Annotated in this window: 10 protein-coding genes; 5 read left to right on the top strand and 5 right to left on the bottom strand. The window is 62.2% G+C overall.

Annotation, left to right across the window (positions count from 1 at the left end; translation table 11 throughout):
* Positions 1-33: 33 nt before the first annotated feature.
* Positions 34-534 carry a SixA phosphatase family protein gene (locus NOF55_RS11230; protein WP_306411454.1) on the bottom strand — a complete coding sequence of 167 codons (501 nt, stop codon included), beginning with the start codon at positions 532-534 and terminating at the stop codon, positions 34-36.
* A gap of 299 nt (positions 535-833) precedes the next feature.
* Between NOF55_RS11230 and dksA the strand changes: the two genes are divergently transcribed.
* Positions 834-1,253, top strand: a complete 420-nt coding sequence (gene dksA / locus NOF55_RS11225) for an RNA polymerase-binding protein DksA (protein ID WP_306411453.1) — start codon at positions 834-836, stop codon at positions 1,251-1,253.
* A gap of 107 nt (positions 1,254-1,360) precedes the next feature.
* Here dksA and NOF55_RS11220 read toward each other — a convergent pair whose 3' ends face one another.
* Positions 1,361-2,269: a flagellar biosynthetic protein FliO gene (locus tag NOF55_RS11220; RefSeq protein ID WP_306411452.1), complete on the bottom strand. Its 909-nt coding sequence runs from the start codon at positions 2,267-2,269 to the stop codon at positions 1,361-1,363.
* Positions 2,270-2,579: 310 nt separating this feature from the next.
* Between NOF55_RS11220 and cckA the strand changes: the two genes are divergently transcribed.
* A complete protein-coding gene (gene cckA, locus NOF55_RS11215; protein ID WP_306411451.1) occupies positions 2,580-5,213 on the top strand; it encodes a cell cycle histidine kinase CckA in 2,634 nt (877 codons plus the stop codon).
* A 22-nt stretch (positions 5,214-5,235) separates the two neighbouring features.
* Here cckA and NOF55_RS11210 read toward each other — a convergent pair whose 3' ends face one another.
* The 3 genes from NOF55_RS11210 to NOF55_RS11200 all read right to left on the bottom strand — a co-directional run bounded on the left by NOF55_RS11210 (position 5,236) and on the right by NOF55_RS11200 (position 8,109).
* Entirely contained in the window at positions 5,236-5,574 is a 339-nt protein-coding gene (locus NOF55_RS11210; protein ID WP_306411450.1) for a PilZ domain-containing protein, read from the bottom strand.
* 224 nt (positions 5,575-5,798) lie between these two features.
* Positions 5,799-7,310 carry a sugar porter family MFS transporter gene (locus tag NOF55_RS11205; RefSeq protein ID WP_306411449.1) on the bottom strand — a complete coding sequence of 504 codons (1,512 nt, stop codon included), beginning with the start codon at positions 7,308-7,310 and terminating at the stop codon, positions 5,799-5,801.
* Between the two features lie 253 nt (positions 7,311-7,563).
* Positions 7,564-8,109 carry a hypothetical protein gene (locus NOF55_RS11200; protein ID WP_306411448.1) on the bottom strand — a complete coding sequence of 182 codons (546 nt, stop codon included), beginning with the start codon at positions 8,107-8,109 and terminating at the stop codon, positions 7,564-7,566.
* Positions 8,110-8,561: 452 nt separating this feature from the next.
* On the opposite strand from NOF55_RS11200, the gene NOF55_RS11195 reads away from it, so the two are divergent.
* The 3 genes from NOF55_RS11195 to NOF55_RS11185 all read left to right on the top strand — a co-directional run bounded on the left by NOF55_RS11195 (position 8,562) and on the right by NOF55_RS11185 (position 12,513).
* Positions 8,562-9,785 (top strand): tyrosine-type recombinase/integrase, encoded by a 1,224-nt coding sequence (locus tag NOF55_RS11195; RefSeq protein WP_306411688.1) that lies wholly within the window; start codon positions 8,562-8,564, stop codon positions 9,783-9,785.
* Positions 9,786-10,398: 613 nt separating this feature from the next.
* A complete protein-coding gene (locus tag NOF55_RS11190) occupies positions 10,399-10,791 on the top strand; it encodes a hypothetical protein (RefSeq protein ID WP_306411447.1) in 393 nt (130 codons plus the stop codon).
* A gap of 180 nt (positions 10,792-10,971) precedes the next feature.
* On the top strand, positions 10,972-12,513 hold the full coding sequence (locus NOF55_RS11185) for an Eco57I restriction-modification methylase domain-containing protein (protein WP_306411446.1): 1,542 nt from the start codon (positions 10,972-10,974) through the stop codon (positions 12,511-12,513).
* Position 12,514 lies beyond the last annotated feature (1 nt).

Here is a 12,514-nt window from a genome sequence, read left to right as displayed (position 1 = left end):
TGTCGATTGTGCCCTTCCGGGCGGCGGAAGAGGTCAGGGGGTCAGGAAATCGCTCAGCGCCCAGCCGGTTTCGCAGGCGAGGTTGCGCTCGATCACGCAAAATCCCGCCGTCGGATAACCGCCGGGCATGACCGCCCATGCGGTGTCGGAACCGACCAGCGTTTCCAGAAGCTCTTCTATGGTCGGGTTGTGCCCGACGATCATCAACGTTGCCGCATCCGTTTCGGCATCGATCACGGCAAGATAGCTGTCCGTCACGCCATGATAGAGTTCGTTTACGATGCGGATCGGAAAATCGCGCCCGAAGGCGCGGCAGACGGTTTCGGCGGTTTCCCGGCAGCGGCGCGCGGCGGAACACACGACGCGGTCGGCGAGGTACCCTTTTCCGGCAATGAGGCCGGCGATGACGGAGGCCTCCGCGCGGCCGCGATCGTCGAGCGCGCGGTCGAAATCGCTCTCCCCCGGCGCAGGCCATGCTGCCTGGGCGTGCCGGAGCAGAAAAATTCTTTGGAGCGGCAGGCTGGCGGCGGTCATCCGTCTCTTTCCCGTTGCGGCTAGCCAATGCCTCTATCTTTTTCGGACCGATGCCGTCAACGGGTGAGGCCGACGTCGTCCTGCCACATTTCGTCCCGGGAGGCGTCCGTCGCGGCGAAGTTGCAATGCGGCGCAGCGAAATACTGCAATGCAGCACTAAATAGAGGTGCAAAAATAGTCACTTAGCCTAAATTTACGACAGATTTAAAAATGCCTTCAAATACATCACGAGGCTTGAACCTAGCATCCCTGTTGGGATATACAGCCGGCCAGTGAGGTAGTGCTTCAGGAGAATCGCGTTGAGTGAGAACATCAATCTTGACGGCTTCGTGCTCTCGGAAGACGACGAGTTCATGAATCCCAAACAGCGTGCCTATTTTCGTGCGAAGCTGATCGCCTGGAAGAATGACATCCTGCGCGAAGCACGCGAAACGCTCGAACATCTTGCCGAGGAAAGCGCCAACCATCCCGATCTGGCTGACCGCGCCTCGTCCGAGACGGATCGCGCCATCGAGCTTCGGGCCCGCGACCGCCAGCGCAAGCTGATTTCGAAAATCGATGCCGCCCTTCAGCGGATCGAGGACGGAACCTACGGCTATTGCGAGGAGACCGGCGAGCCGATCGGCCTGCGCCGTCTCGACGCCCGCCCGATCGCCACGCTCTCCATCGAGGCGCAGGAGCGTCACGAGCGGCGCGAGAAGGTTTATCGCGACGAGTGAAGAAGCTTGGACGGAGCCGGGACCAAGTGTTCCGTTCCGGCCGTCATGTTTGAAACAAGGGGCTGCGGTGTTGCCGCAGCCCTTTTTCGTGCATGGGATTTCCCGGCTTAGCGCTTTTCGCCGAAAATGCGGGCGATCTCGTCCTGAATATCGGCTTCCTCCTCCGGCGGCTTCTCGGCCGGGGCAGGGCGGGGCGTGCGCAGCGGCATCTGCTGGATCGCGGCGGGAACGGGACGCGGAGCGTCACGCAGGGGCGCTTTCATTTCTTCGTCCAGCACGCGGGCGAAGCCGGAGGTCGCCGGCTTTTCCGTTTCCGGGCGCGGACGCACCGGGGGCGCTTCCTGCGAAAGCATGCGCCGCTTCATCGCTTCCAGATGCTCCTCGGCTTCCTTCAGCGCGGCAGGATCGCCGCCGCTTGTTGACCCGGCAGCAGCGGAAGCGGGCGGCGTTGCCGGGCGCTGCGACGGTGTGAAATCGTCGCTTGCCTCGAGATAGGCTGCCTGCGGCGTCACCGGCTGCGGACGCTCCTGCGTTTCAGGAGGCCGCCGCACCGGCCGGGCAGCGGGTGTCTTTTCGGCGGAAGGGGGCGGGACTGCTGCGGTCGAAACTTCGGGCGGGCGTGCGGGACGGGGGGCAGGAGCAGCGATTTCAGGCGCGCCGAAACCATCGGCCGCGGACAAGGGGGCGGCGAGCTGCGCGGAAGGCGCACGGGCCTGGGGCGCCTCCGCCGTTACGATATTGCTTTCGACGATGATATCGGCCGGCCCGCCGATCATGATCAGATGTTCGCGGTCGTCGCGGCGAACCAGTACGAGGCGGCGGCGGGTGTCAATGGCCGCCGCATCGACGACCTGCAGGCGCGGCACGCGGGCCTTGCCGCCGCGCACGAAAGGCGAGGGACCGTTGCGCTGGCGAAGGAATTTCAGCACGGCGATCAAGGCGATGAAGCCCAGACCCACGCCGGCAATGGCAACCAGAAGGCGGCCTCCATATTCGGCCATCATCTCTGCGATCATCGCGATGCTCCTTTATCCAGTCGTGGGCAGGAAACGACTTTTTACCTTTCAAGGCAAGGCGTATCGCCCGTTTATGCCCCCGGGGTGCCCGCAAAACCACCCTGAGGCAAGCAATGGCTGCATGGCGGCGGCAATTGCCTGTGAATAGCAGCCGTCTTTGTGGGGTGCGCCTGCTATTGGCAAGTGCGGCAAATTGCTAAACATAGTGCGAAGAGGGTGATTCCAGATCGTCCCGGGCGTGATTCCGGAACGGGAATCATCCGGTGGTCAGGCGTCGGTTTCAAATGATGCCGGCGGAGACGGGGGTTCGATGACGGGTATGCGGCAGGCCGGGAACGATGAAGCGCCGCTCTTGGACCAGGGCGGACGCACTGCCGGCACGATCGTCAGAATACTGGTGCTCGCCCTCGTGCTTGCAGGTGCCGCAGCGGCCTTCATCATTTTCCGCGATCATCTCGACAACGAGCTGGTGCTGGGCGTCCTCGGCATTCTGGCGATGGTCGGTATCTTCTTTCTGGTGTCGTCGATCATCGGCTTCGTCCAGGTTATGCCGGGTTCGGAGCCAGACGAACTGTCGCGGCGCTTCATCGCCTCCCACCCGGACGGCATCATCATCACCGATCAGGCGGGGCGGATCGTCTTCGCCAACGCCGCCTACGGCAAGCTCACGGGCGCGCGCAAGGCGACCGAGGTGCGGTCGCTCGAGGCGCTGCTGTCGCGCAACCGCGAGGCGACGGAAGTGCTCTACCGGCTGACGAACGGCCTGCGGGAGGGGCGGGAGGGCCACGAGGAATTCCGGCTGATGAAAGCGCTCAGCCCGGCGGAGCATGCGGGCGCGGGTGCGCACTGGTATCGCCTCAAGGCGCGGGCGCTTTCGGGCGCCGGGGGCAAGGGCAAGCCGCTTCAGGTCTGGCAGATCACGGACATAACCCCGGAGCGCGAGGAGCAGGAGCGCTTCTTCAAGGAGCTTCAGAACGCCATCGACTATCTCGACCACGCGCCGGTCGGCTTCTTCTCTGCCGGCCGCAAGGGCGAGGTCTTCTATCTCAATGCCACGCTTGCCGAATGGCTGGCGATCGACCTGACGAAATTCACGCCCGGCTCGCTTTCCATCGCCGATTTCGTGGCCGGCGAGGGCATGGCGCTGATCCAGTCGGTGCAGGCCGAGCCAGGCGCCCGGCGCACGGAGGTGCTCGATCTCGATTTCCGCCGCTCGAACGGCCAGAGCGTGCCGGTGCGGCTCGTGCATCGTGTCAGCGCGACCCGCGACGGCGCGCCCGGCGAAAGCCGGACCGTCGTTCTTTCGCGCCGCGCCGACGGCGAAGGGGGGGATCAGGATTCCGCCGCAGCGATGCGGTTCACCCGTTTCTTCAACAATACGCCGATGGCGATTGCCTCCGTGACCGGCGACGGCCGGATCGTGAAGACGAATGCCCCGTTCCTGAAACTGTTTTCCGGCGTCGTCTCGCGCGACGACATCGAGAACGGCGTGCGCCTCGAACGGCTGATTGCCGAAACCGACCGCCAGCAGATGGAAACGGCGCTCGCCGCCGCCCTCGACCGCCAGAGCGACATTCCGCCCTTCGACTGCCGCCATCCGGCCGATGAAAGCCGCCATTTCCGATATTACGTCAATGCCGTGGTCGACCAGAGCGACGAGGCGCCGGAGGAGGCGGCCATCGTCTATGCCGTCGAGGTGACGGAGCAGAAGGCGCTCGAAAGCCGTATGGCGCAGACGCAGAAGATGAACGCGGTCGGCACGCTGGCCGGCGGAATCGCGCACGACTTCAACAACGTCCTGACGGCGATCCTCCTGTCGTCGGACCATCTCCTGTTGCAGGCCCGTCCATCGGACGCCAGCTTCGCCGATCTCATGGAGATCAAGCGGAATGCAAACCGCGCCGCGGTGCTGGTGCGGCAGCTTCTCGCCTTCTCGCGCAAGCAGACGATGCGGCCGGTCGTTCTCAACCTGACCGATGTGGTCGGCGATCTGCGCATGCTGGTCGCGCGGCTGATTTCCGGCACAAACGTCAAGCTGGACGTCGATTACGGCCGCGATCTCTGGCCGGTGAAGACCGACCTTTCGCAATTCGAGCAGGTTCTGATCAATCTCTGCGTCAATGCGCGCGATGCCATGCCGGAAGGCGGCGTGATTACGCTGCGCACGCGCAATGTGACGGCGCGCGAGGCGGCGGCCTTCAGCTATGCGGAGCTTCCGCACGAGGATTTCGTGCTGGTGGAAGTGTCCGATACCGGCACAGGCATTCCGCCCGAGATCATGGACAAGATCTTCGAACCTTTCTTCACCACGAAGGAAGTCGGAAAGGGCACGGGGCTGGGCCTTGCGATGGTTTACGGCATCGTCAAGCAGTCGGGCGGCTACATTCACCCGGAATCGGAAGTGGGCAAGGGAACGACCTTCCGCATCTTCCTGCCACGTCATGTCGCCGAGCCGGTGCCGGAACATGCGCCTCCGAGCGCGGTGAACGTGTCCTCGGACGGGCAGGACAGGGGAGAGACGTCGCGCGTTCTCGGCCAGGCCGCCCAGGAGCCGCAGGATCTCACCGGCAATTCGGCCGTCGTTCTTCTCGTGGAGGACGAGGAAGCGGTGCGCCGCGGCGGAAAGCGCATGCTGGAAACCCGCGGCTACACGGTTCACGAGGCCGGTTCGGGCGTCGAGGCGCTGGAGATCATGGACGAGCTGGACGGCAAGGTGGATGTCGTCGTTTCCGACGTCGTGATGCCGGAAATGGACGGTCCGACGCTGCTGACGGAACTGCGCAAGCGCTACCCGGACCTGAAATTCATCTTCGTGTCCGGCTATGCCGAAGACGCCTTCGCCCGGAACCTGCCGGCCGACGCCAAATTCGGTTTCCTGCCCAAGCCCTTCTCGCTCAAGCAACTGGCCGTCGCCGTGCGTGAAATGCTTGACGGAAACGGTTGAGCCCGTTGCCTCGCTCCAGTGCTCAGCCCGGCAGGAACGTCGATTTCGGTTCCTCGTGGAAGAAGCGGAAATAGGATGAGATCTTGGCGAGCGCGTTGGTCGAAAGCTGAAGCTTGACGCCGAGGCGGCCGCCGCGATTCCAGACGACGGTTCCTTCCAGAAAACCGAGATCTTCGCTTTCGATGCGGATACGGCTGCCGGCCGCCGCGGCGAACGGTTCCTGCAACTCGAGCGCCATGCCCGTGGCCGAAAGATCGACCACGCGCCCCTTCGCGGCCTGATTGTAGTAGCGGACGACGCCGTAAATCCTCGTTTTGCTGCGCTCGGCCTTGCGTGTCTGAAGGTTCGGATTTTGCTGCATATGCTCTACCCCATATCGTCAATGCAACTTGTCGTGTTTCTATACGCGTATATACCCGCTTTCTTTCGCTTCAATTAAAGCGCCACGGCTCCATCCGGGCGTGAATCGCGGGCCAGCCGAACGAAGGCGGTACGGGGAGGGATTGCGAATGGCGGACCGAAAACGACGAAAGGGCGAACTGCGTCCGCCCTTTCTCCTCTTCACAGCCCTCGCATCGGAAGGCCTCAGCTGAGGCGTTCCTCGAGGTGTTGTTCCAGCTTTTCCAGCGACCGGCCGCGGGTCTCCGGCACGATCCGGATCACGAAGATCAGGGACAGCACGTTGATTCCCGCGAACAGGAAGAAGGTTCCCGGACCGAACAGGTGCAGCATGACCGGAAAGAAAAATGCCACGCTCGCATTGAACAGCCACTGCACGGCGACCGAAAGCCCGGCGACCAGTCCGCGCACGCGCTGCGGGAAGAGTTCCGACATCATCAGCCAGTAGACGGTGGCGATCATGCCCTGATGGAAGAACAGGAAGACAAGGATCGACAGCAGCGCGAGATAGCTCCGCGCGGGGCCGACCGGCATGAGTTCCAGGACAAGCCCGATGGCCAGTTGCGCCGCGATGACCCCCGTCAGGCCCACCATCAGCATCAGGCGCCGCGGATGGCGCGTGATGAGCCAGATGCCCATCGCGGTTGCGACGACCGACACCACGCCGTTTGCGATGGTGGCGGTGAGCGCGGCCTCGGTGCCGAGACCGGTGGATTGCAGGATGATCGGCGTGAAATACATAAAGGCGTTGACGCCGGTGAACTGGATCACGAATCCCAGGCCGATCCCGATCAGGAGAAGGTTGCGAATCCACGGTTCCTTCAGATGTGACCATCCCGCGGGCTCGCCATCCGGGGTTACTTCGACCATAGCGGCAAGCTCGCGCTCACGCGCCTCTTCATCCTGGCGAATACGGCTCAGGATCTTGCGGGCTTCATCCTCGCGGTTGTGCAGTGCAAGCCAGCGCGGCGATTCCGGCACGACCAGCATTCCGATCCACAGCAGAGCCGCCGGGACCGCCGCCACGGCGAGCATGATGCGCCAGACCTCCGGGTTGTTGATGGTGATCGCAAGAGTTGCGCTGGCGACATAGGCCAGAAGCTGTCCCGTGACGATCATCATCTCGGTGCGGGTGACAAGCCTGGCGCGCCTGTTGGCCGGGGCCATTTCGGCAATGAAGACCGGAACCACCGCGGAGGCGCCGCCGACCCCCAGCCCCAGAACGAAACGCATCACCACCATCACGGGGATATTCGGGGCCCATGCCGTGCCGAGCGCCCCGAAGAAGAAGATGAATGCCAGGACGAGAAGGGCACTGCGTCGGCCATAGCGATCCGAAAGCTGTCCCGAGATCAACGATCCGACTGCCGCGCCGAAAATCAGCGCCGATGTGACGAGTCCCTCGGTGACGGGGTTCAGTCCGAGCCCGCCTTCCGCCGGCGTCAGCGTCATAAAGGGCAGAGCGCCTGCTATGACTCCGGTGTCATATCCGAATGCAAGCGAACCCATCGTGGCGACTGCCGTGATGAGCAGTACGAAACGATATTCATCGCTTTTGGTTTTGGAAGGAAATGGTGGACTAATTTCAGCTTCTTTCGCTGTATCGGAAATCTTCATACGAGTATCTGAATGCCCTTCTGTCGCTCGTTCAAGCGTTTGGTTGGCTCCCTGAGAGATGATGTAACGCCACGAAAGCACGATGTGCTTGCCGAAATCCCGCGATATGCGATCAATCCTCTGGGTGAGGCGACCGCATGTCCGCATAATAGTGTGTCGGGAATTCCTGACCGGCGCTTTGATTTAACGGCGCAAGGGTAACGACACGTCATCAGAGGGTCAACCCGCTGGCCGCAGTGAGCCCCGTTCCGTTCTCGGGAGGCTATGGAAGGCGTGCGATTTTCCGATCCCGATGCGCGCGCCGCGAGGAGTGCCCGATGGAAACGAGCGGCGGTCAGATCAGGTCGCTGTACAGCATGGTGATCCATATTACGCTACAGGTCAGCCAGACCAGGCCGAGCCACATCAGGGCCCTGCTGTTCTCCATTCGCATGGCCACGAGCGCTATCACAATTCCGGCAAAGGTACGGACGAGATACCAGCCCCCGAGGGACTCCAGATGCTCCGCTCCCTTGATCAGGGTATCCGCGATATCGAAGACGAAGGACAACGCGAACAGCGCGAAGAACGCATGCCTGCGGCGGATGAAAAAGCCTTCTCGTTCAGCATGATCCTGAATGTGATCGGGATAAAGCAGGGTGGACATCAGGAAGAACAGCGATGCGTATAGGAGGATAAATATGTAGATCCAGAAATTCCACTGGTCGATAAGACGCAGCGCGAATTCCCACCACCAGAAGTGGACGGTGCCGAGCAGAAGCACCAGCGACCAGACAATCTGGGAAGGCGTGCGGTCGGTTTTCTGTGGCTCCTGAAGGCGGCGCGACAGACCGGAAAGCGTGCGGGTGATCGCAAGCCCTATGATCAGGCTGACAAGCATCCGAAGGTGGCCGTACGCGTCCATGCAGTCCTGCCAGTGAAAATGGGACGATCACGTCGAAAGCAAAAGAAATACGCGATCAGTTGTGACCGTCTTTGCCAATGACTGCAATGGGCGAAAAGCCGATGGTATCGCGCTGAATCCGTTTGGAACCCTGACCAAAGATATAGGCTGGAGCGGAGAATGGCGCGTTTCGATCGCGCTTCCTAGCGATACGGCGGCAATATCGCGCGACTGGTGGCCGATGGCGGATGGGGTGTCCCCCATCGTAGGGTCTCGCGTCCTCTCGCTTGGTCTCGATTCTGGCAGGAAACCCGCGTATCTACAAGACTTTGGCAAGTTCAGTCGTCTCGTCTGGTCTCGACTAATCGCGTAAGATCGCGTATCTTTAGGCGGGTTTATAGGCGGGTGAGATTATGCCACGAGTAGCGAAAGAAATGTCAGCGTTGGAGGTGAAACGCCTCTCACAGACGGGAATGTACGCCGTTGGAGGCGTCCCCGGGCTTCATCTTCAGGTCCTTCCTGGCGGAGGAAAAACTTGGCTGTTACGGGTCACGGTCGGCACGACCGCGGATGGCAAGCAGCGCCGCAGCGAGGTCGGCTTGGGCGGCTATCCGGCGGTGACGCTACAGCAGGCCCGGGACAAGGCACGCGAGGTCCGGGAGAAGATCATCCAAGGCATCGACCCGGTGGCCGAGCGCAAGGCCGCACGCTCCGCCCTACTGGCGAGCCGGGCGACTGAAATCACCTTCGAGGAAGCCGCCCAGCAATACATCGCCGCGAAATCTCCCGAGTGGAAGAACGCGAAGCACGCCCAGCAGTGGAACAACACGCTGGAAACCTACGCTTTCCCCTTCATCGGCAAGCTACAAGTCCGCGACATCGACACGCCGCATGTCTTGGAAGTGCTCGAACCGATCTGGAAGGTGAAAACGGAAACCGCCTCCCGCGTGCGTGGCCGCCTTGAGGCCGTCTTGGACTGGGCAACCGTCCGCAAGTACCGCAGCGGCACGAACCCTGCGCGCTGGAAGGGCTACCTGGACACGATGCTGCCGGAGCCCACGAAGGTAGCCAAGAACGGCAACCATGCGGCGTTGCCCTTTGCCGAAGTCGGCAAGTTCATGAAGCGCCTGCGCAAGATGGAGGGCAACGGCGCGCGGGCGTTGGAGTTCACCATCTTGACTGCTGCCCGCTCCGGCGAGGTCCGCGGCGCGACGTGGGATGAAATCGACCTCGAAGCCAAAGAATGGACGATCCCGGCGGAGCGCATGAAGATGGGCAAGGAGCATCGCGTGCCGCTGACTGGTGAGGCCGTCACGTTGTTGAAGGCCCTTCCGCGCTTGGAGGATAGCAACCTTGTTTTCTTCGCGCCGCGCGGCGGCGAGTTGTCGGATATGACGCTGGCCGCGGTCATCTTCCGCGAAATGCTGGAAAGCATCAAGGCCGAAGGCGAGCATGAAGGACGGCGCTACGTCACCAATGAACGGGTGTACCGCGTGCTTGGGCTGGATCGCCGGAACCGGGCCGGTGCTATCACGCACCGGGTGCGGTCGGTGATGGAGCGGCTGGGCTGGGAGCCTTCCGCCGGGCCTGTGCGTCTGAGCGGAGGCAAGCAGCGCGTGTATTTCTGGAACGGCGACGGTGAGCCGCCGGAGGTCGCGCCTGATCCGTTCTGACGATGAACACCGGCGGCGGGGGCAACCTCGCCGCTGGCGATATGGGCGCGGAACGATGGCCGGGACGATGCGGAACGATGCCCAACGTTCCGCCGAAAAGCCAATAACGGCTGGGGTCTAGATGGGGGCGGAACGCGGGACGATGGAAAAGCTACTCTCTTGCAGGAGACGGCGGCGGTTGCCCAAGGGGAGGCGCTGCGCCGTAGCCGGTCCCTCTACTCGTTTTCCTGTCCTATAGCTTTTCTATCGTTCTATCGTTCCGTAAGAGAAGAAAAGCCATAAGGGACTGGGGTTTAGGCCGGAACGATGCTGCCGGTACGATGCTTTTCGGCATCGTTCCGTCGTTCCGCCCGCATCGTTCCGCCCCTCTTGGGCATGAGGCACGCGCGCACCGCCGCCCGGCGTCATGGGCCACCAGCGCCCGCTTCGCATACAAGATCGCACGCCGCAGCGGCAGGCGGAGGCCGTCTCCGCCGAAGTCTCCATAGAGCGTGGAATCTCCGCACATTGCGCGCATAAACCCGCCTATACACCCGCCTAAAAACCTTTATCTGCCGTGATTCGGTCGGTAGAATCCCTATTGAAAACAGCAATTTGGATTTGGAGTTCGATCATGGCCCGCTTCATTCTGTACGCCCGCCGGGCACTCGACACCGACCCGGTCACTGAGGACCAGTTCGCGCCGCTCCGGGCGTGGGCGCTCGCCGCTGGGCATGACGTGGTCGCGGAATACGCTGACGAGAACATCGAAACCCGCGCCGCCCGCGACCCCCGCCCGTACCTTGACCGCGCGATCTTCGACACACTCCGGGGCGCAGCGGATGGCATCGCTGCTGGCCGCGACTTCTGGAGCGCGCACGCGGGGAACCGGCTATGTACGTCCTGCACGGAGAAGGCCCGCGAACTTGTTGACGAATCAGCCCCGGAGCCGAAAGCCTGCCCAGCGTCACGCAACCGCCTGTCCTCGCCCCTCACGAGGCGGGCCGGCAGAAGGCTTCGGGGCTGACCCTTGTTCAACTCCTCCCACGCCCGGTATGGGATGGGCGTCCTACTCCGAACTGAGGGCCGGGCGTGGGGAGGGGGTGGCCTCGCCCCAGTGGAAAAGTTTTGGTAGCCGCTCCCAAGCAGCGCGGGGATAATACGAGGTAAGACGAACGAAGGCTGTGAAGCCTCAAGATGACGAGAAATGGTGAATGAATTGACGGAATTGGTGGAAGTTTCGCGGCGAATCGCTCCTGCACTTATCCAAGCTGATACGGCGCGCCGCGAAGTCTCCCCGACTCTCGACCCGAAGCAGCGCAGCAAGCTCGGGCAGTTCATGACGCCCGCTCCAGTCGCCTCGTTCATGGCCGGGATGTTCGACCGCCTCCCCAAGAGCATTCGCTTACTCGATGCGGGCGCGGGCGTTGGTTCGCTGACCGCTGCTTTTGTCCGGGAAGCTATCAGCCGAAAGGATCGTCCTCGATCCATCGACGTGACCACCTTCGAGGTTGACCCGCTACTTGGGCAACACCTCGCGGAGACATTGATTGCTTGCGCCGAAGAATGCGAGGAGGCGGGAATTGCCTTCACGTCTCGCATTGTCGCGGATGACTACATCTTGCACTCCGCGGAACCGTTGTTGTCGGAGCACTCCGAGGCCGAGCAATACGATTGCGCCATCCTCAATCCGCCCTACGCGAAGATCAACACCGGGTCCAAGGCGCGCAAGGCCCTGAGCACTATGGGCATCGAGACAACGAACCTTTACACGGCTTTCGTTGCTGTCGCCCTCGACCAGCTCAAGCCCGGCGGCCAACTCGTGGCGATCACGCCGCGCAGCTTCTGCAACGGGTCCTACTTCGAGCCGTTCCGGCGCTTCATGCTGGAACACTCCGCGCTGCGAAAGATCCACGTCTATGAGTCGCGGAAGCAAGCGTTCAAGGATGACGAAGTTCTACAAGAGAACATCATCTATCAGCTCATCAAGTCGGAGCCGCAACCTGCAACCGTTCGCATCTCATTGAGCCACAGCCCGCAGGACCTCGACGCGAGCGCGCGTGACGTTCAATTTGCTGATGTTGTTCTGCCGAACGATCCGCATGTGTTCATTCGCTTGGCCGTGTCCGCGGAGGATGGCGACCTTGCTTTGAGAGTTCAAGCACTGCCTTGCACGCTCCGCGACTTGGGCGTGACCGTCTCGACCGGGCGTGTGGTGGACTTCCGCGCGCGTGATTTTCTACGCAAAGACCCGGAACCGGGCAGCGTACCGTTGATCTACCCGTGCCATTTCAACGGGGGCTATGTCTCGTGGCCGAAGCCTGGCGCGAAGAAGCCCAACGCCCTTGTATCGAACGACGAAACGGCGGCGCTTATGGTCCCGTGCGGCACCTATGTTCTGACCAAACGGTTTTCCTCAAAGGAGGAGAAGCGGCGGCTTGTGGCTGTCGTGTATGACCCGGTGCGCATCGACGCGGAGGTGGTGGGCTTCGAGAACCATCTCAACTACTTCCACCTGAACGGCGAAGGGCTCCCCGGCGACCTCGCGCGGGGACTCGCGCTGTTCTTGAACTCGACAGCGGTTGACCAGTATTTCCGCCAGTTCAGCGGACACACGCAGGTCAACGCTACCGACCTCCGCAACCTCCACTATCCGACCGTGAAGCAGCTTGAGGAGGCGGGCCGCCACTTCGGTAAGGTCCTCCCGGAGCAAGAGAAGATCGACGCGATTGTAGAGGCCCTGCTGTAGG

Origin of the sequence: Ectorhizobium quercum, from assembly GCF_026552795.1 — a bacterium.
GTDB lineage: Bacteria > Pseudomonadota > Alphaproteobacteria > Rhizobiales > Rhizobiaceae > Ectorhizobium > Ectorhizobium quercum.
This window is presented reverse-complemented; position numbering and strand designations above follow the sequence as displayed.